Origin of the sequence: Flavobacterium sp. MEB061, assembly GCF_000834715.1 — a bacterium.
In the GTDB taxonomy this organism is placed as follows: Bacteria; Bacteroidota; Bacteroidia; order Flavobacteriales; family Flavobacteriaceae; genus Flavobacterium; species Flavobacterium pectinovorum.
The window spans coordinates 214338-233466 of sequence record NZ_JXQR01000040.1; the positions used below are offsets into that span (position 1 = coordinate 214338).

General features: G+C 34.2%; 31 protein-coding genes. 30 read left to right on the plus strand and 1 reads right to left on the minus strand.

The annotated features are described in order from the left end of the window. The first annotated feature begins 7 nt into the window (after window positions 1-7). From rplB to ctlX, 30 genes are all read left to right on the plus strand, one after another. Window positions 8-832: a 50S ribosomal protein L2 gene (gene rplB / locus RT99_RS16645; protein WP_007803623.1), complete on the plus strand. Its 825-nt coding sequence runs from the start codon at window positions 8-10 to the stop codon at window positions 830-832. Window positions 833-838: 6 nt separating this feature from the next. After that, entirely contained in the window at window positions 839-1117 is a 279-nt protein-coding gene (rpsS, locus tag RT99_RS16650) for a 30S ribosomal protein S19 (protein WP_012022488.1), read from the plus strand. Between the two features lie 6 nt (window positions 1118-1123). Then, window positions 1124-1537 carry a 50S ribosomal protein L22 gene (gene rplV / locus RT99_RS16655; RefSeq protein ID WP_007803631.1) on the plus strand — a complete coding sequence of 138 codons (414 nt, stop codon included), beginning with the start codon at window positions 1124-1126 and terminating at the stop codon, window positions 1535-1537. A 5-nt stretch (window positions 1538-1542) separates the two neighbouring features. Next, entirely contained in the window at window positions 1543-2304 is a 762-nt protein-coding gene (gene rpsC, locus RT99_RS16660; protein ID WP_007803635.1) for a 30S ribosomal protein S3, read from the plus strand. 19 nt (window positions 2305-2323) lie between these two features. Continuing rightward, entirely contained in the window at window positions 2324-2749 is a 426-nt protein-coding gene (rplP, locus tag RT99_RS16665; protein ID WP_007803637.1) for a 50S ribosomal protein L16, read from the plus strand. A gap of 13 nt (window positions 2750-2762) precedes the next feature. After that, window positions 2763-2954, plus strand: coding sequence for a 50S ribosomal protein L29 (gene rpmC, locus RT99_RS16670; RefSeq protein ID WP_007803639.1), 192 nt, complete (start codon window positions 2763-2765; stop codon window positions 2952-2954). 17 nt (window positions 2955-2971) lie between these two features. Further along, on the plus strand, window positions 2972-3232 hold the full coding sequence (gene rpsQ / locus RT99_RS16675; protein ID WP_007803646.1) for a 30S ribosomal protein S17: 261 nt from the start codon (window positions 2972-2974) through the stop codon (window positions 3230-3232). Window positions 3233-3234: 2 nt separating this feature from the next. Next, window positions 3235-3603: a 50S ribosomal protein L14 gene (rplN, locus tag RT99_RS16680; RefSeq protein WP_007803649.1), complete on the plus strand. Its 369-nt coding sequence runs from the start codon at window positions 3235-3237 to the stop codon at window positions 3601-3603. A gap of 11 nt (window positions 3604-3614) precedes the next feature. Further along, complete coding sequence (gene rplX / locus RT99_RS16685) at window positions 3615-3929, plus strand: 50S ribosomal protein L24 (RefSeq protein ID WP_007803650.1); 315 nt, start codon at window positions 3615-3617, stop codon at window positions 3927-3929. Window positions 3930-3931: 2 nt separating this feature from the next. After that, window positions 3932-4483, plus strand: a complete 552-nt coding sequence (gene rplE, locus RT99_RS16690; RefSeq protein WP_007803652.1) for a 50S ribosomal protein L5 — start codon at window positions 3932-3934, stop codon at window positions 4481-4483. A 3-nt stretch (window positions 4484-4486) separates the two neighbouring features. Next, complete coding sequence (rpsN, locus tag RT99_RS16695; RefSeq protein WP_007803655.1) at window positions 4487-4756, plus strand: 30S ribosomal protein S14; 270 nt, start codon at window positions 4487-4489, stop codon at window positions 4754-4756. A 104-nt stretch (window positions 4757-4860) separates the two neighbouring features. Continuing rightward, on the plus strand, window positions 4861-5259 hold the full coding sequence (gene rpsH, locus RT99_RS16700) for a 30S ribosomal protein S8 (RefSeq protein WP_007803657.1): 399 nt from the start codon (window positions 4861-4863) through the stop codon (window positions 5257-5259). An 18-nt stretch (window positions 5260-5277) separates the two neighbouring features. Beyond that, the gene (gene rplF, locus RT99_RS16705) at window positions 5278-5820 is read left to right on the plus strand and encodes a 50S ribosomal protein L6 (protein ID WP_042565877.1); all 543 of its coding nucleotides are present in this window, start codon (window positions 5278-5280) and stop codon (window positions 5818-5820) included. Between the two features lie 11 nt (window positions 5821-5831). Next, a complete protein-coding gene (rplR, locus tag RT99_RS16710) occupies window positions 5832-6182 on the plus strand; it encodes a 50S ribosomal protein L18 (RefSeq protein ID WP_042565878.1) in 351 nt (116 codons plus the stop codon). A gap of 3 nt (window positions 6183-6185) precedes the next feature. Then, entirely contained in the window at window positions 6186-6710 is a 525-nt protein-coding gene (gene rpsE / locus RT99_RS16715; RefSeq protein ID WP_085950926.1) for a 30S ribosomal protein S5, read from the plus strand. 12 nt (window positions 6711-6722) lie between these two features. After that, entirely contained in the window at window positions 6723-6905 is a 183-nt protein-coding gene (gene rpmD / locus RT99_RS16720) for a 50S ribosomal protein L30 (protein ID WP_017495010.1), read from the plus strand. An 11-nt stretch (window positions 6906-6916) separates the two neighbouring features. After that, window positions 6917-7369 carry a 50S ribosomal protein L15 gene (gene rplO / locus RT99_RS16725; RefSeq protein WP_017495009.1) on the plus strand — a complete coding sequence of 151 codons (453 nt, stop codon included), beginning with the start codon at window positions 6917-6919 and terminating at the stop codon, window positions 7367-7369. A gap of 13 nt (window positions 7370-7382) precedes the next feature. Further along, entirely contained in the window at window positions 7383-8729 is a 1347-nt protein-coding gene (secY, locus tag RT99_RS16730) for a preprotein translocase subunit SecY (protein ID WP_042565879.1), read from the plus strand. 7 nt (window positions 8730-8736) lie between these two features. Continuing rightward, window positions 8737-8952: a translation initiation factor IF-1 gene (gene infA / locus RT99_RS16735; protein WP_007136545.1), complete on the plus strand. Its 216-nt coding sequence runs from the start codon at window positions 8737-8739 to the stop codon at window positions 8950-8952. Between the two features lie 12 nt (window positions 8953-8964). Continuing rightward, window positions 8965-9081, plus strand: a complete 117-nt coding sequence (ykgO, locus tag RT99_RS25040) for a type B 50S ribosomal protein L36 (RefSeq protein ID WP_072945378.1) — start codon at window positions 8965-8967, stop codon at window positions 9079-9081. A gap of 2 nt (window positions 9082-9083) precedes the next feature. Next, complete coding sequence (gene rpsM / locus RT99_RS16740; protein ID WP_007803675.1) at window positions 9084-9458, plus strand: 30S ribosomal protein S13; 375 nt, start codon at window positions 9084-9086, stop codon at window positions 9456-9458. A gap of 8 nt (window positions 9459-9466) precedes the next feature. Continuing rightward, window positions 9467-9850, plus strand: a complete 384-nt coding sequence (gene rpsK / locus RT99_RS16745) for a 30S ribosomal protein S11 (protein WP_007803677.1) — start codon at window positions 9467-9469, stop codon at window positions 9848-9850. A 95-nt stretch (window positions 9851-9945) separates the two neighbouring features. Then, on the plus strand, window positions 9946-10551 hold the full coding sequence (rpsD, locus tag RT99_RS16750) for a 30S ribosomal protein S4 (protein WP_026982953.1): 606 nt from the start codon (window positions 9946-9948) through the stop codon (window positions 10549-10551). A 21-nt stretch (window positions 10552-10572) separates the two neighbouring features. Beyond that, entirely contained in the window at window positions 10573-11565 is a 993-nt protein-coding gene (locus RT99_RS16755) for a DNA-directed RNA polymerase subunit alpha (RefSeq protein ID WP_026109818.1), read from the plus strand. A gap of 36 nt (window positions 11566-11601) precedes the next feature. Further along, window positions 11602-12093 carry a 50S ribosomal protein L17 gene (gene rplQ / locus RT99_RS16760; protein ID WP_042565880.1) on the plus strand — a complete coding sequence of 164 codons (492 nt, stop codon included), beginning with the start codon at window positions 11602-11604 and terminating at the stop codon, window positions 12091-12093. 247 nt (window positions 12094-12340) lie between these two features. Next, window positions 12341-13459 (plus strand): glutamine-hydrolyzing carbamoyl-phosphate synthase small subunit, encoded by a 1119-nt coding sequence (gene carA / locus RT99_RS16765; protein WP_042565881.1) that lies wholly within the window; start codon window positions 12341-12343, stop codon window positions 13457-13459. A gap of 103 nt (window positions 13460-13562) precedes the next feature. Beyond that, entirely contained in the window at window positions 13563-14855 is a 1293-nt protein-coding gene (gene eno / locus RT99_RS16770) for a phosphopyruvate hydratase (RefSeq protein WP_042565882.1), read from the plus strand. 155 nt (window positions 14856-15010) lie between these two features. Continuing rightward, on the plus strand, window positions 15011-16288 hold the full coding sequence (locus RT99_RS16775) for a citrate synthase (protein ID WP_042565883.1): 1278 nt from the start codon (window positions 15011-15013) through the stop codon (window positions 16286-16288). A gap of 64 nt (window positions 16289-16352) precedes the next feature. Next, window positions 16353-17267 (plus strand): dimethylarginine dimethylaminohydrolase family protein, encoded by a 915-nt coding sequence (locus tag RT99_RS16780; protein WP_042565884.1) that lies wholly within the window; start codon window positions 16353-16355, stop codon window positions 17265-17267. 75 nt (window positions 17268-17342) lie between these two features. Further along, window positions 17343-18278, plus strand: a complete 936-nt coding sequence (ctlX, locus tag RT99_RS16785) for a citrulline utilization hydrolase CtlX (RefSeq protein ID WP_042565885.1) — start codon at window positions 17343-17345, stop codon at window positions 18276-18278. 81 nt (window positions 18279-18359) lie between these two features. On the opposite strand, the gene RT99_RS16790 is transcribed toward ctlX, so the two are convergent. Further along, entirely contained in the window at window positions 18360-18989 is a 630-nt protein-coding gene (locus tag RT99_RS16790) for a MarC family NAAT transporter (RefSeq protein ID WP_042565886.1), read from the minus strand. Between the last annotated feature and the right edge of the window lie 140 nt (window positions 18990-19129).

Genomic DNA, 19129 nt, shown 5'->3' on the forward strand with positions numbered 1-19129 from the left:
TAGAAAAATGTCAGTAAGAAAATTAAAACCTATTACCCCAGGTCAGCGATTTAGAGTTGTGAATGGTTATGACGCCATTACAACTGATAAGCCGGAACGCTCTTTGATAGCGCCGATAAAAAACTCTGGAGGTAGAAATAGTCAAGGAAAGATGACCATGCGTTATACGGGTGGTGGTCACAAGCAGAGATATCGTATTATTGATTTCAAAAGAACTAAAGACGGAATTCCGGCTACAGTGAAATCAATCGAATACGATCCAAATCGTACTGCATTTATCGCTTTATTAGCTTATGCTGATGGAGAGAAAACATATGTTATTGCACAAAACGGATTGAAAGTTGGTCAGAAATTAGTTTCTGGTCCAGAGTCTCAACCTGAAATTGGTAATACATTGCCTTTAAGTAGAATTCCTTTAGGAACTGTTATCTCTTGTATTGAGTTACGTCCAGGTCAAGGTGCGGTAATCGCTCGTTCAGCTGGTACATTTGCTCAATTAATGGCAAGAGATGGAAAATATGCTACAATTAAAATGCCATCTGGTGAAACAAGATTAATCTTGTTAACTTGTTCGGCTACAATTGGAGCTGTTTCTAATTCAGACCACCAATTAGTTGTATCTGGTAAAGCAGGTAGAACAAGATGGTTAGGAAGAAGACCTAGAACAAGACCTGTTGCAATGAACCCTGTTGATCACCCAATGGGTGGTGGAGAAGGACGTTCTTCTGGTGGACATCCACGTTCAAGAAATGGAATACCAGCAAAAGGTTATAGAACTCGTTCTAAGAAAAACCCGAGTAACAAGTATATCGTAGAACGTAGAAAGAAATAATAAGATATGGCACGTTCATTAAAAAAAGGACCTTTCGTTCATTATAAGTTAGACAAGAAAGTTCAGGAAAACGTAGAAAGTGGTAAAAATAGTGTAGTAAAGACTTGGTCTAGAGCTTCTATGATTACTCCAGATTTCGTTGGACAAACTATCGCAGTTCATAACGGTCGTCAATTTGTACCAGTTTACGTAACAGAAAACATGGTAGGTCACAAATTAGGAGAGTTTTCACCAACTAGATCTTTTAGAGGTCATGCTGGAGCAAAAAATAAAGGTAAAAAATAAGAAGCAATGGGAGTTCGTAAAAGAGAAACAGCAGATGCGAGAAAAGAGGCTAATAAGTCTATTGCTTTCGCAAAATTGAATAACTGCCCTACTTCACCTAGAAAAATGCGCTTAGTAGCGGACTTGGTAAGAGGTCAGAAGGTAGAAAGAGCACTTAACATCTTAAGATTCAGTTCTAAAGAAGCTTCAAGAAAATTAGAGAAACTATTATTATCTGCAATCAACAACTGGGAGCAAAAAAATAGTGAAGGTAATTTAGAAGAAGCTGGATTATTTGTTAAAGAGATCAGAGTAGATGGTGGAATGATGTTGAAAAGACTTCGTCCAGCTCCGCAAGGTCGTGCACACAGAATAAGAAAACGTTCTAATCACGTAACAATCGTGCTTGGAGCTATCAATAACACACAAAGCAATTCTTAAGCAGCATGGGACAAAAGACAAATCCAATTGGAAATAGACTTGGTATCATCAGAGGGTGGGACTCAAACTGGTATGGTGGAAATGATTACGGTGATAAACTTGCCGAAGATCACAAAATCAGAAAGTATATCCACGCTCGTTTATCAAAAGCTAGTGTATCAAAAGTAATCATCGAGAGAACTTTGAAACTTGTAACCGTTACTATCACTACTGCAAGACCTGGTATCATTATCGGAAAAGGCGGACAAGAGGTAGACAAGTTAAAAGAAGAACTTAAGAAAGTTACTGACAAAGAGGTTCAAATCAACATCTTTGAAATTAAAAGACCTGAATTAGATGCTTATCTTGTGGCGACAAGCATCGCTCGTCAAATCGAAAGCCGTATTTCTTACAGACGTGCAATCAAAATGGCTATTGCTGCTTCTATGCGTATGAACGCTGAAGGTATCAAAGTTTTGATTTCTGGTCGTTTGAATGGTGCTGAGATGGCACGTTCAGAAGGTTTCAAAGAAGGTAGAATTCCTCTATCAACTTTCAGAGCTGATATTGACTATGCTTTGGCTGAAGCTCATACTACTTATGGTAGAATGGGTATCAAAGTATGGATCATGAAAGGTGAAGTTTATGGAAAGAGAGATCTTTCTCCACTTGCAGGAATGGATAAAAAACAATCTGGAACTGGTGGTGGTAAAGGTGGTGATTCTCCTAGAGGAGACAGAAAGCCCTTTAATAAAGGTGGTAAACCAGACGCTCGTAAAAGAAAGTAAATTTTTAAACTAAAGAAAAATGTTACAGCCTAAAAGAACAAAATACCGTAAGGTACAGAAAGGTAAAATGAAAGGTAACTCTCAAAGAGGGCATGAACTTTCTAATGGAATGTTTGGTATTAAATCTGTACATGAAGATGGAATGTTCTTAACGTCTCGTCAAATCGAAGCTGCACGTATTGCTGCAACTCGTTTCATGAAGAGAGAAGGACAATTATGGATCAAAATATTTCCAGACAAACCAATTACTAAGAAGCCTCTTGAGGTACGTATGGGTAAAGGTAAAGGTGCCGTTGAATATTGGGCTGCCGTTGTTAAACCCGGAAGAATTATGTTTGAAGTTGGAGGAGTTCCTTTATCAGTTGCAAAAGAGGCTTTACGTCTTGCAGCTCAAAAGCTTCCAGTAAAAACTAAATTCGTCGTTGCTAGAGATTTCGAAGCATAATTAAATTTATATTATGAAACAATCAGAAATAAAAGATCTTTCTGCAGCGGAGTTGCAAGAAAAACTTAGTCAAACTAAGAAAATATATGCTGACCTAAAAATGGCTCACGCTATTTCTCCAATTGAGAATCCACTTCAAATTAGAAGTGTAAGAAGAACAGTTGCAAGATTGGCTACAGAGTTAACTAAAAGAGAGTTACAATAATTGTATTCTGCTGAAAGATGGAAGAAAAAAGAAATTTAAGAAAAGAAAGAATAGGTGTTGTTACTTCAAATAAAATGGATAAGTCTATTGTTATTGCTGAAGTAAGAAAAGTAAAACACCCATTATACGGTAAGTTCGTGTTGAAAACAAAGAAATACGTTGCACACGACGAAACAAACGACTGTAACATTGGAGATACTGTAAGAATTAGCGAAACGCGTCCTTTAAGTAAAACAAAATGTTGGAGATTAGTTGAAATCTTAGAAAGAGCTAAATAATTATGGTACAACAGGAATCAAGACTAAAAGTAGCAGATAACACGGGAGCAAAAGAAGTTTTAACTATCCGTGTTTTAGGAGGTACCAAAAGAAGGTATGCCTCTGTTGGTGACAAGATTGTAGTATCTATTAAAGATGCAACTCCTAACGGTAACGTTAAAAAAGGAGCTGTTTCAACTGCAGTTGTTGTACGTACCAAAAAAGAAGTGAGAAGAGCTGATGGTTCTTATATCCGTTTCGATGATAATGCTTGTGTTCTTTTGAACGCTGCAGGGGAAATGAGAGGAACACGTGTTTTTGGTCCGGTAGCAAGAGAACTTCGTGAAAAACAATTCATGAAAATTGTATCATTAGCACCAGAAGTGCTTTAATTCGTTTTAAGATGATAAAGCTAAAAATAAAATCAGGAGATATCGTAAGAGTTATTGCTGGAGACCATAAAGGTGCTGAAGGTAAAGTTTTACGTGTTTACCGTGAGAAAAATAAAGCGATAGTTGAAGGTGTAAACATGGTTTCGAAACATACAAAACCAAGTGCTAAAAACCCTCAAGGTGGTATCGTTAAGAAAGAAGCTTCTATACAAATATCTAACATTTCACTAATTGATCCTAAAACTAAGGAAACAACTAGAGTTGGTATTAGAGTAGAAGGAGATAAGAAAGTAAGATTTTCAAAAAAATCTAATCAAGTACTATAGTAATGGCATATACACCTAGACTAAAAGAAGAATATAAGAGTAGAGTAATCTCTGCTCTTAAAGAGGAATTCGGATATACAAACGTGATGCAAGTTCCAAAACTTGAAAAAATCGTTTTGAGCCGTGGAGTTGGTGCAGCTGTATCTGATAAAAAACTTATTGACTATGCGGTTGATGAGTTAACAAAGATCACTGGACAAAAAGCAGTATCTACAATTTCAAAGAAAGACGTTGCGTCTTTTAAATTGAGAAAAGGGATGCCTATTGGAGCAAAAGTTACTTTACGTGGTGAAAGAATGTATGAGTTTTTAGATAGACTTGTTACTTCTGCTTTACCACGCGTTAGAGATTTTAGTGGTATCAAAGCTACTGGTTTCGACGGAAGAGGTAATTACAATCTTGGAGTTTTAGAGCAAATCATTTTCCCAGAAATTGATATTGACAAAGTAAACAAAATTTCAGGAATGGATATTACATTTGTTACTACTGCAAAAACAGACAAGGAAGCAAAGTCATTATTGGCTGAATTAGGATTACCTTTTAAAAAGAATTAAGACATGGCTAAAGAATCAATGAAAGCCCGTGAGGTTAAGAGAGAAAAAACGGTAGCAAAGTATGCTGAGAAAAGAAAAGCTTTGAAAGAAGCTGGAGATTTTGAAGGTTTACAAAAATTGCCTAAAAATGCTTCGCCAGTTCGTTTGCACAATCGTTGTAAGTTAACAGGTAGACCAAGAGGTTATATCCGTCAATTCGGTATTTCACGTGTAACTTTCCGTGAGATGGCTAATAATGGGTTAATTCCTGGAGTTAAAAAAGCGTCTTGGTAATCTCGCAATAAGTTAGTACTTTTGCAAACCAAAAAATAATTTTAATTGATTAAAGGTTCGGGAGATGGGTATCTCCCGAAAACCATAATCGCAATCAAATACATATGTATACAGATCCTATTGCAGATTATTTGACTAGAGTTCGTAACGCTGTGGCTGCAAACCACAAAGTTGTTGAAATTCCAGCTTCTAATCTAAAAAAAGAAATAACTAAGATCTTATTTGATCAAGGTTATATCTTGAGTTACAAATTTGAGGACAACACTGTTCAGGGTTCAATCAAAATCGCTTTGAAGTATGATAAAGATACTAAAGAGCCTGTAATTAAAGATATCCAAAGAATTAGTAAACCTGGTTTACGTAAATACGCAGGTGCTGCCAAATTACCAAGAATCCTTAACGGATTAGGAATTGCGATTGTTTCTACATCAAAAGGTTTGATGACTGGAAAACAAGCTAAGCAATTAAATGTAGGTGGTGAAGTAATTTGTTACGTATACTAATTTTAAAGACTAAATAAGATGTCAAGAATAGGTAAAAGCCCAATTGTAATCGCTGCTGGAGTAACTGTTGAAGTTAAAGACGGTATCGTTACGGTAAAAGGAAAAAAAGGTCAACTAACTCAGGAGTTTTCGGACATTACTGTAAAAGTTGAAGGCGATCAAGTACTATTAGAAAGATCGTCTGATCATAAAGACCAAAGAGCAAAACACGGATTATACAGATCATTAATCAATAATATGATAATTGGTGTATCTGAAGGTTTTACAAAAGAACTTGAATTAGTTGGAGTTGGATATAGAGCTTCAAACCAAGGTCAAAAGTTAGATTTAGCTCTTGGATATTCTCACAATATTGTTTTGGAAATTGCTCCGGAAGTTGCATTAGAAACAATATCTGAAAAAGGTAAAAACCCTATCGTAAAATTAACATCATTTGATAAACAACTTTTAGGACAGGTTGCTGCGAAAATCAGAGGTTTCCGTAAGCCTGAGCCGTACAAAGGAAAAGGTGTTAAATTTGTGGGTGAAGTATTAAGAAGAAAAGCAGGTAAATCAGCTTAAAAAATAAGATTATGTCATTAACAAAATCTGATAGAAGACAGAGAATTAGATTCAGAATTAGAAAATCGATTAGTGGTACTGCTACTAACCCAAGACTATCTGTATTTAGAAGTAACAAAGAAATTTACGCTCAACTTATTGATGACGTAAATGGAGTTACTTTATTAGCTGCATCTTCAAGAGAAAAAGAAATAGGAAAAGGTACTAACGTTGAAATCGCTGCTGCTGTTGGAAAATTAGTTGCAGAGAAAGCGTTAAAAGCTGGGATTGATACAATCACTTTTGATAGAGGTGGTTATTTATATCACGGTCGTATTAAATCATTAGCAGAAGGCGCAAGAGCGGCTGGACTTAAATTCTAATATATTATGTCTAAATACAAAAATGTAGAATTGGTAAAACCAAGTGGTCTTGAACTTAAAGATCGTCTGGTAAGTGTTAATCGTGTTACTAAAGTTACAAAGGGTGGTAGAGCTTTCGGTTTTTCTGCTATTGTAGTTGTAGGTGATGAAAACGGAGTAGTTGGTCACGGATTAGGAAAATCTAAAGACGTTTCTGAAGCAATTGCGAAAGCAGTAGAAGATGCTAAGAAAAATTTAGTAAAAATTCCTTTGAATGGACAATCTGTTCCTCACGAACAAAAAGGTAAATTTGGTGGTGCACGTGTATTCTTAATTCCTGCTTCTCATGGTACAGGAGTTATTGCTGGTGGAGCTGTTCGTTCAGTTCTTGAATCAGTAGGTATTCACGATGTATTATCTAAATCTCAAGGATCATCAAATCCTCATAACGTAGTGAAAGCAACTTTTGATGCTTTATTACAAATGAGAAGCGCTCATACTGTTGCAAAACAAAGAGGTGTTTCTTTAGAAAAAGTTTTTAAAGGTTAATTCAAGGAAATTATGGCTAAATTATTAGTAAAACAAGTAAGAAGCAAAATCAACTGTCCTCTTTCTCAAAAAAGAGGTTTGGAAGCTTTAGGTCTACGTAAAATGGGACAAGTTGTAGAGCATGATTCAAACCCTGCTATCCTTGGGATGATAAACAAAGTTAAACACTTAGTTTCTGTCGAAGAAGCTAAATAACAAATACTGTTATGAATTTAAGTAACTTACAACCAGCTGAAGGGTCAACACACAATCAAAATAAAAGATTAGGTAGAGGAGAAGGTTCTGGAAAAGGTGGTACTTCTGCAAGAGGTCACAAAGGAGCAAAATCTCGTTCTGGTTATTCTAAAAAGATTGGTTTTGAGGGAGGGCAAATGCCACTTCAAAGACGTGTGCCTAAGTTTGGTTTCACAAACATCAATCGTAAAGAATACGAAGGTGTTAATTTAGATACGCTTCAATTATTAGTAGACAATGGTGTGATTACTGATTCTGTTTCAATGACAGATTTCGTAGCAAATCGTCTTGCTACCAAAAATGAAATCGTTAAGATTTTAGGTAGAGGAGAATTGAAAGCAAAATTAAAAGTAACTGCCCACAAATTTACTGCTACTGCTAAAGCTGCTATTGAAGCTGCTGGAGGAGAAGCTGTAACTATATAACTTATCTATTAAGATGAAGAAATTTATTGAATCAATAAGTAATGTTTGGAAAATCGAAGAACTGAAAAACAGAATCCTAATTACATTAGGATTGCTTTTAGTATATCGTTTTGGTGCACACGTTACGCTTCCTGGAATTGACGCAACTCAATTAACAGGTTTAGCGGGACAAACTAAAAATGGTTTAGGATCTATCCTAGACATGTTTACAGGAGGTGCTTTCTCTAAAGCTTCAGTTTTTGCTTTAGGTATTATGCCTTATATTTCTGCATCTATTGTTGTTCAGTTGATGGGAATTGCTATTCCTTATTTACAAAAACTTCAAAACGATGGAGAGAGTGGTAGAAAAAAGATTAATCAAATCACTCGTTGGTTGACTATAGCTATTACACTGGTTCAAGGTCCAACTTATATCTATAATTTGTACAGAACATTGCCTGGTAGTGCATTCTTACTAGGCTTTAATTCGCCTGAATTTTTGTTCTCGTCTGTTATCATCTTAGTCACTGGTACAATTTTTGCTATGTGGCTTGGTGAGAAAATTACAGATAAAGGTATTGGAAATGGAATTTCATTATTGATTATGGTTGGTATTTTAGCTCGCTTACCGCAAGCTTTTATTCAAGAATTTACAACCAGAGTTACCAATAACAATGGAGGTCCAATGTTGTTAGTTATTGAAATTATTGTGTGGTTATTAGTAATTATTGCTTGTGTATTGCTTACAATGGCAGTACGTAGAATTCCAGTTCAGTATGCTCGTCGTACAACAACTGGAGATTATGAGCAAGATTTAGCAGGTGGTAATAGACAATGGATTCCCCTTAAGCTTAATGCTTCAGGAGTTATGCCAATCATTTTTGCTCAGGCAATTATGTTTATACCTGCAGCTGTAGCTGGATTGTCTAAATCAGACACATCACAATCTATTGTTGGAGCATTTAGTAATATCTTTGGATTTTGGTATAATTTTGTTTTTGCAACTTTAATTATTGTATTTACATTTTTCTATACTGCGATCACGGTTCCTACTAACAAAATGGCCGATGATTTAAAAAGAAGCGGTGGTTTTATTCCTGGAGTTCGTCCTGGAGCTGAAACCTCAGACTTCCTTGATAAAGTGATGTCTTTAATAACTTTCCCAGGATCTTTATTCCTTGCTTTGATTGCTGTGTTCCCAGCCATTGTTGTAAGTATTATGGATGTACAACAATCTTGGGCAATGTTTTTTGGAGGTACCTCATTAATAATTATGGTTGGAGTTGCAATAGATACTATTCAACAAATCAATTCATACTTGTTAAACAAACATTATGATGGTTTAATGAAGACTGGTAAAAATAGAAAAGCGGTAGCTTAATATATTTATGGCAAAACAATCAGCAATAGAACAAGACGGATCAATCATTGAAGCATTATCAAATGCGATGTTCCGTGTAGAGTTAGAAAATGGACATATCGTAATTGCTCATATTTCTGGTAAAATGCGTATGCATTACATCAAGTTATTACCTGGTGATAAAGTGAAACTAGAAATGAGTCCTTATGATTTGTCAAAAGCAAGAATTACTTATCGATATTAAAGGATATTCACTATGAAAGTTAGAGCATCAGTAAAAAAGAGAAGTCCCGAGTGCATCATTGTGCGTAGAAAAGGGAGATTGTACGTAATAAACAAAAAGAATCCTAGATTTAAACAAAGACAAGGATAATTATGGCAAGAATAGCAGGGGTAGATATCCCAAAAAATAAAAGAGGTGTTATAGCACTTACCTATATCTTTGGATTAGGAAGAAGTAGAGCTATTGAGATTTTAGAAAAAGCTCAAGTTAGCCAAGACAAAAAAGTTCAAGATTGGAATGATGATGAGATCGGAGCGATTCGTGATGCTGTTTCATTTTACAAAATTGAAGGAGAATTACGTTCTGAAGTTTCTTTGAACATCAAACGTTTAATGGATATTGGTTGTTATAGAGGTATCCGTCATAGATCTGGTCTTCCTTTAAGAGGACAAAGAACTAAAAACAACTCTAGAACAAGAAAAGGTAAAAGAAAAACTGTTGCTAACAAGAAAAAAGCAACTAAATAATAAGTAATATGGCTAAAGCAACTGCAAAAAAACGTAAAGTTATCGTTGAATCAACGGGTGAAGCTCATATTTCTGCCACTTTCAACAACATTATCATTTCTTTGACTAATAAGAAAGGTGAAGTTATTTCTTGGTCTTCAGCTGGTAAGATGGGTTTCAGAGGTTCTAAAAAGAACACTCCGTACGCAGCTCAAATGGCAGCAGAAGATTGTAGTAAAGTAGCTCTTGAGGCAGGACTTAAAAAAGTAAAAGTTTATGTAAAAGGACCAGGAAACGGACGTGAGTCTGCTATTCGTTCTATTCATAACGGTGGAATTGAAGTTACAGAGATTATCGATGTTACTCCAATGCCTCACAACGGATGTCGTCCTCCAAAAAGACGTAGAGTTTAATTTTATTTATTCATAGTATAAACAAGGTAGAATATAGATTATCGAAGGATTTGACCTGAATTCATAATCTCTACCTTAAATTTAATTTTTTAGAAATGGCAAGATATACTGGTCCAAAAACTAGAATTGCTCGTAAATTTGGCGAAGCAATCTTCGGAGATGATAAATCTTTCGAAAAAAGAAATTACCCACCTGGACAACACGGGATGGCTAAAAAAAGAGGTAAAAAATCTGAGTATGCTGTTCAGTTAATGGAAAAGCAAAAAGCTAAATATTCTTATGGAATTTTAGAAAAACAATTCAGAAATTTATTTAAAAAAGCATCAGCAACTAAAGGTGTTACTGGTGAAGTTCTTTTACAATTATGTGAGGCAAGATTAGATAACGTTGTTTTTAGAATGGGTATTGCTCCTTCTAGAAGAGGTGCTAGACAATTAGTTTCTCACAGACACGTTACTGTAAATGGTGAGGTTGTAAATATCGCTTCTTATCACCTTAAACCAGGTGATAAAGTTGCAGTTCGTGAAAAATCTAAGTCTTTAGAAGCTATCGAACGTTCTTTATCAAATTCAAGTCATGTTTATGAATGGATTACTTGGAACAATGATCTTAAAGAAGGAACTTTTGTTTCTGTACCTGCAAGACTTCAAATCCCAGAAAACATTAAAGAACAATTAATCGTAGAGTTGTACAACAAATAATAATTGACTTAGTCGAAATTTATGGCAATATTTAATTTTCAAAAGCCCGATAAAGTTATCATGATCGATTCAACCGATTTTGAAGGTAAATTCGAATTTAGACCTTTAGAACCTGGTTATGGATTGACAGTTGGTAATGCACTTAGAAGAGTTTTGCTTTCAGCATTAGAAGGTTATGCAATTACATCTGTTCGTATCGAAGGTGTAGATCATGAGTTTTCTACTATTTCAGGTGTTGTTGAAGATGTTACCGAAATTATCCTTAATCTAAAACAAGTACGTTTCAAACGTCAAATTGAAGATATCGATAATGAAGCAGTTACAATTTCTGTTTCTGGTAAAGATCAATTAACAGCAGGTGATTTTCAAAAATTTATCTCAGGTTTTCAAGTTTTGAATCCAGACCTTGTTATCTGTAATTTAGATTCTAAAATCAAATTGAACTTCGATTTAACAATCGAAAAAGGTAGAGGATATGTACCTGCTGAGGAGAACAAAAAACAGAACGCTGCAATTGGAACCATTTTTACAGATTCTATTTTTACTCCGGTAAAAAATGTAAAATATGCAATTGAAAACTTCCGTGTAGAACAAAAAACAGATTATGAAAAATTAGTTTTTGAAATTAAAACTGATGGCTCTATTAATCCAAAAGATGCTCTTACTGAAGCTGCTAAAGTTTTAATTCACCACTTCATGTTATTTTCTGACGAAAGAATTACACTCGAGGCTGACGAAATTGCACAAACAGAATCGTATGATGAAGAGTCATTGCATATGAGACAATTGCTTAAAACTAAGCTTGTTGATATGGATTTATCTGTGAGAGCATTAAATTGCTTGAAAGCGGCTGAAGTTGATACACTTGGTGATTTAGTATCGTTCAATAAAAATGACCTAATGAAATTCCGTAATTTTGGTAAAAAATCTTTAACTGAGCTAGATGAACTTGTAGCTGTTAAAAATTTAACTTTTGGAATGGATTTAGCAAAATACAAACTAGATAAAGAATAATTCAATCCGCCACGGCGGATTAAATTTAAAATAGCAATGAGACACGGAAAAAAATTCAATCACTTAAGCAGACAGACTGGACATAGAAAAGCTATGTTGGCTAATATGGCTTGTTCTCTTATTGAGCACAAACGTATTAACACTACTGTTGCTAAGGCTAAAGCGCTTAAACAATTCGTTGAGCCTTTAATCACAAAATCAAAAGAAGATACGACTCACAATCGTCGTATTGTTTTTGCTTACTTACGTAGTAAATATGCTGTAACTGACTTGTTCAGAGACGTAGCTGCTAAAGTTGGTGACCGTCCAGGTGGATACACTCGTATCATTAAAGTTGGAAATCGTTTGGGAGATAATGCTGATATGGCAATGATCGAACTTGTAGATTTCAATGAACTTTACAATGGAGGTAAAAAAGAAGTTAAAAAAGCTAAAAGCCGTCGTGGTGGTAAAGCAAAAAAAGCTGAGGAAACTACTTCTGAAGCTCCTGCTGCTGAGTCAGAATCGACTACTGAAGCTTCTGAATAATTATGAAAGTAATGATTCTATAGAAATCAAGGATAAGCTAATTTTTAGTTTATCCTTTTTTTTTGATTTTTTTTAAAATGAGAAATTTAACTTATTTCAATTCGAAGGTTTTATTTTTATGAATGAATTTTTTAAAAAATCTTGGAGACACTCTTTTAAAGAAGTAAATTTGCAAAACTTATAATTACAAATGAAATGAGCCTGGCAAGTTTCATGTACAATTAAAAAAAACAACACAAATTAAAGAATGAAATACACGACACGACAAAGCGCCATTTTATTACTAAGCGACGGAACTATTTTTCACGGAAAATCTATCGGAATTAGCGGTAAAACTTTTGGTGAAGTTTGTTTTAATACTGGAATGACCGGATATCAGGAGATTTTTACTGATCCTTCTTATTTTGGTCAGATATTAGTGGCTACAAATGCACACATTGGAAACTATGGTGTTAATGATCAGGAAATAGAATCTGACAGCGTTAAGATTGCCGGTTTAGTTTGTAAAAACTTTAGCTTTAATTATTCAAGAGAAGATGCATCTGGAAGTTTGGAAGATTATTTCACTAAACAAAACCTGATTTGTATTTCTGATGTTGATACGAGAGCTCTTGTGAGTTATATTCGTGATAACGGAGCAATGAATGCTGTTATTTGTACAGATGGAACTTCGGTAGAAGAATTGAAAAAAGAATTGGCAAATGTGCCAAACATGGAAGGTTTAGAGTTGGCGTCAAAAGTTTCAACTACTGAGCCTTATTTTTTTGGAGATGAAAATGCTACTTATAAAATTTCAGCTTTAGATCTTGGAATTAAAAAAAATATCTTGAGAAACCTTGCGAAAAGAGATTGTTATATCAAAGTGTTTCCTTATGATTCAACTTATAAGGATTTAACTGAATTTAATCCTGATGGTTATTTCTTATCAAATGGTCCTGGAGATCCAGACCCATTATTTGGCGCTATACAAGTGGCAAAAGAAATTATAGCGGATGATAAACCTTTGTTTGGAATTTGCTTAGGTCACCAGATTATAGCTTTGGCAAATGGTGTTAAGACCTATAAGATGTTTGGAGGTCACCGCGGAATTAATCATCCGGTAAAAAATATTATTACAGGAAAAGGAGAAATAACTTCTCAGAATCACGGTTTCGCTGTAAAAAGAGAAGCTTTAGACGGTCATCCAGAATTAGAAATTACGCATGTACATTTAAATGATGATACAGTTGCCGGAATGAGAATGAAAAATAAGAATTGTTTTTCAGTACAATATCATCCTGAAGCAAGTCCAGGACCACACGATTCATCTTATTTATTTGATCAGTTCGTTGAGAATATAAAACTGGCTACCGCTAAAACGATGTAGTTAATAAATAAAGGTGTTTAATAGTAAGAATGCGTTTTTACTATTAAAAAATTTTATAATTTCGGAAAAAAATATATAATTTATTAATAAAAAAACAGAAATAATGAGTATTATAATTAAAGTTCACGCAAGACAAATTTTTGATTCCAGAGGTAATCCTACTATTGAGGTTGATGTAGTAACTGAGAATGGAGTTTTAGGAAGAGCAGCAGTTCCATCTGGAGCTTCAACTGGAGAACACGAAGCTGTTGAATTACGTGACGGAGGAAAAGCGTTCTTAGGAAAAGGAGTTTTAAATGCAGTGAATAATGTTAATACTGTTATTGCTGAGGAATTAGTTGGAACTTCTGTTTTTGAACAAAACACAATTGATCAATTAATGATTGATTTAGACGGAACTCCAAATAAATCTAAATTAGGAGCTAATGCTATTTTAGGAGTTTCTTTAGCTGCTGCAAAAGCTGCTGCAAATGAATTAGGTTTGCCATTATACAGATATGTAGGTGGAGTTTCTGCTAATACATTACCTGTTCCAATGATGAATATCATCAATGGTGGTTCTCACTCTGATGCTCCGATTGCTTTTCAAGAGTTTATGATTTTTCCTGTAAAGGCAACTTCATTTACACATGCAATGCAAATGGGAACTGAAATCTTCCATAGCTTGAAAAAGGTATTGCACGATAGAGGATTAAGCACTGCAGTTGGTGACGAAGGTGGTTTTGCGCCAAACTTAGCAGGAGGTACTGAAGATGCTTTAGATACAATCAAATTAGCAGTTGAAAAAGCAGGATATACTTTTGGAGACGAAATTATGATTGCTCTTGACTGTGCTGCTTCTGAGTTTTATGTAAACGGTAAATATGACTATACTAAATTTGAAGGTGAAACTGGAAAAATCAGAACTTCTGAAGAACAAGCTGATTATTTAGCTGAACTTGCTGCTAAATATCCAATTATTTCTATCGAAGATGGTATGTATGAAGATGACTGGAATGGATGGAAATATTTAACTGAAAAAATTGGACATAAAGTTCAATTGGTAGGAGATGATTTATTCGTTACTAATGTTGAGCGTTTGTCAACAGGTATTGAAAAAGGAATTGCAAATTCAATTTTAGTAAAAGTTAATCAAATTGGTACTTTAACTGAAACTATTGCTGCAGTAAATATGGCTAAAAATGCTGGTTATACTTCTGTAATGTCTCACCGTTCTGGAGAAACAGAAGATAATACAATTGCTGATTTAGCGGTAGCTTTAAACTGTGGTCAAATTAAAACAGGTTCTGCTTCTCGTTCTGATCGTATGGCAAAATACAATCAATTATTAAGAATTGAAGAAGAGTTAGGAGCAACAGCTTATTTCCCTGGATTAAACGCTTTCAAGATTAAATAATTGTAAGGTTATATATAGATTTAAACCATCCATTTCTTAATGGGTGGTTTTTTTTTGGAGTTTTAACAAATTCATAGCAGTATTCTTTTTTTAATTAGTCTTAAATTCCTTAGATTTGATAAATTATTATTTTAAAGATTTATTTCCGATATATTATGTCAAAAATAGCTACATTAGAAGTAGATGGTCAAAAAATTGAACTTCCGGTAATCACAGGAAGCGAAAATGAATCAGCTATCGATATTAACAAATTACGTGATTTAACTGGTATTATTACTATAGACCCGGGATATAAAAATTCTGGATCTTGTAAAAGTGAGATCACATTCTTAGACGGAGAATTAGGAATTTTGCGTTACAGAGGATATTCAATCGAAGATTTAGCTGAGAAAGCTAGCTTTTTGGAAGTATCATATCTTTTAATTTTTGGTGAATTGCCAACAGCTCAGGAATTAGAGCAGTTTGAAAATGGTATTAAAAAACATACTTTGGTAAACGAAGAGATGAAAAATATCATTGATGGTTTTCCAAAAACAGCACATCCAATGGGTGTACTATCTGCTTTGACAAGTGCTTTAACGGCATTTAATCCAAAAGCAGTGAATGTTGACAATGAAAAAGAAATGTACGAAGCCATTTGTAAAACAATGGGTAAATTTCTTGTAATTGCTACATGGACCTACAGAAAATCTATGGGTTATCCTTTAAATTATTATGACAACACTACAGGTTATGTAGATAACTTTATGCAATTAATGTTTAAATTGCCTACAGGACCTTATTCTGCTAATCCGGTTATTGTTGATGCATTAGATAAATTATTTATTCTTCATGCAGATCACGAACAAAACTGTTCTACTTCTACAGTAAGAATGGTAGGTTCATCTCATGCTGGTCTGTTTGCCTCAATTTCTGCAGGAGTTTCTGCTCTTTGGGGACCTCTTCACGGAGGTGCAAATCAGGCTGTACTTGAAATGCTTGAAGAGATTAATAAAGATGGTGGTGATACAGATAAGTTTTTAGCGAAAGCAAAAGATAAAAATGATCCATTCCGTTTAATGGGATTTGGTCATAGAGTTTACAAAAACTTTGATCCAAGAGCTAAAATTATTAAAAAAGCGGCTAAAGAAGTATTAGAAACTTTAGGAGTTGAAGATCCTATTTTAGAAATTGCTAAAAAATTAGAATCAGCTGCTCTTGAAGATGATTATTTCAAGTCAAGAAATTTATATCCTAATGTTGACTTCTACTCTGGAATTATTTACAGAGCACTAGGAATTCCAACAGATATGTTTACAGTAATGTTTGCTATTGGTAGATTACCAGGCTGGATCGCACAATGGAAAGAAATGCGTGAAAACAAAGAGCCAATTGGAAGACCAAGACAAATTTATACTGGACATCCTTTGAGAGACTTTAAGTCTAACAAATAAAAAACTTTAAAGCTTCACTTAACTGTGAAGCTTTTTTTATATTTGCTCAAAATATAATACTATTATGTTGCAATTAAATGTAAAGAACGAAACGTCAAGATTACGTGCTGTAGTTTTGGGTTCTGCCGTTCATAATGGGCCAACTCCATCTTTGGAAGAAGCCTACGATCCTAAATCATTGGAACATATTAAAGCAGGAACATATCCAATTGAAAAGGACATGGTTGCTGAAATGGATGCTTTTAATGCTGTTTTTCAAAAATATGATGTAAAAGTTTATCGTCCGGAAATGATTGAGAATTATAATCAAATTTTTGCCAGAGATATAGGTTTTGTTATTGACGACACTTTTGTGAAATCGAATATTTTGCCAGATCGAGAACGTGAATTAGATGCAATTCAATATGTAATTGATCAAATGGATGCAACTAAAGTGGTTCGCCCACCGGAGGAAGTACATATTGAAGGCGGAGATGTTATGCTTTGGAATAATCATATTTTTATTGGAACATATAAAGGCAGTGATTATAAGGATTACATCACAGCAAGAACAAATATGCATGGTGTTAATTTTATCAAGGAATTATTCCCGAATAAAATTGTCAAAGAATTTGATTTGGTTAAATCGAAGTTAGAAGCTCGGGATAATGCTTTGCATCTTGATTGTTGCTTTCAGCCAGTTGGAAAAAATAAAGGGATCATTTATAAAAGAGGTTTTCGTGAGGAAGCTGATTATTTATATTTAGTAAATCTTTTTGGGAAAGAAAATTTATTTCACATTGAGAGAAACGAAATGTATAATATGTTTTCAAACGTATTTTCAATTGATGAAAATGTTGTAGTTTCAGAGAAGAATTTTACTCGTTTGAACAATTGGCTTCGTGCAAATGGTTTTACAGTTGAAGAAATTCCGTATGCCGAAATTGCAAAACAAGAAGGATTGTTGAGATGTTCAACGTTACCATTAATTAGAGATTAAAAAAATAGTTTTAAGTTTTATGTTTCCGGTTCCAGCAACTTGAAACTTTAAAACCTGAAGCAAAAAATATAGATTATGAAACAAACTACAAATGCAATCGTAATGATTCGGCCGGTTGCTTTTAGAATGAATGAGCAAACGGCTGTAAATAATTATTACCAAAAAGTGTTAGACGGACTTTTACCAAGTACTGTAAATGCAAAAGCCCAGCAGGAATTTGATACTTTCGTTGAGAAGTTAAGAGCAGTTGGAGTTGATGTGACAGTTATTGAAGATACTTTGGATACAGATACTCCGGATAGTATTTTTCCAAATAATTGGGTTTCATTCCATGAAAATGGAGACGTAGCGTTATATCCGATGTTTGCCGAAAATCGTCGCCATGAACGTCGTGAAGATATTTTAGATACTCTCGAAGAAAAAGGTTTTGAGATTTCTAATATAATGGATTATACATCTGCAGAAGAAGATGGTTTTTTTCTAGAAGGAACAGGAAGTTTGCTTTTGGATAGAGCTAATGCAAAAGCATATTGTGCGTTATCTCCTCGAGCTGATGAGGAATTGTTTATAGAATTCTGTGAAGATTTTGATTATGCTCCGGTTATTTTTGAAGCATTTCAGACTGTTGATGGAGAGCGTAAATTAATTTATCACACTAATGTAATGATGTGTTTGGGTGAAACTTTTGCTGTTATTTGTGCAGATTGTATTGATGACAAAAAAGAACGCAAAATGGTGCTGGATAATTTAAAAACTGATAAAAAAGAAATTATTTTAATTACTGAAGCTCAGGTAAATAATTTTGCCGGAAATATGCTTGAAGTTCGAGGAGCAAATGATAAAAAATATATTGTCATGAGCGCATCGGCACATCAGAGTTTAACTCCAAAACAAATTGCACAATTAGAAAATCATGCCGAAATTTTAAGTTCAAGTTTAGATACAATTGAGGCTTGTGGCGGTGGAAGTGCAAGATGCATGATGGCTGAAGTGTTTTTGCCAAGAAATTAAAAAAAAATAATTTTAGAGCATACAAAAGGGATAAAACTTACGTTCTATCCCTTTTGTTTTTTAATATAAATATAGAATGAATTACATCAAATTTCCTTTAATGATATTTACGATTGAGCTTACTATATATTGAATCCCGATAGAAATTACAATAAAACCAACAATTCTTGATATTGCTACAATTCCTGAAGCTCCTAATATACGGGCTAAGTAATGTGCGCTTTTAAGTATGGCAAAAATGGCAACGGCAATCGCAAAAATGGCTAAACTAGAAATAATGATTTCATTCATTTTATGGTGTTCCTGATAAAAAGCAATTAATAATGACATCGATCCAGGGCCAGCTAACATTGGTATTGCTAATGGAGTAAGCGCAATATCGTTTCGATGGTGTGCTTCATTTTCAATTTTTTTGTTGATGCCTCGTTTTTTGTTGAATTTCCCTGAAAGTAAAGAAAAGCCCGAATTCACAATTACGATTCCGCCGGCAATTCTAAGAGCGTCAATGCTGATTCCGAAAAAGGTTAAAACATATTGACCTATAAAATAAGAAACCATTAAAATTATAAAAACATTTATCGCCGTCCAAAGTGAAATTCTTGAACGTTCTTTCTGAGAGTCATCCTGTGTAAGTCCAACAAAAATAGGAACAGTACCAATTGGGTTTAAAACCGAAAAAAGAGCAGCAAATAAGTAAATAAATAAATCCATAGAGTTTTGGTTAACGAAGTAAAAATAGTCAAATTTTAATATTACAGAACAATTTGATGTAAGGTTATTCGTTTTTTATTGCTTTAATTCGTAAATTAATAACTTAAAATTAGCTCATTCTTTTTGACTACTTTTGTAAA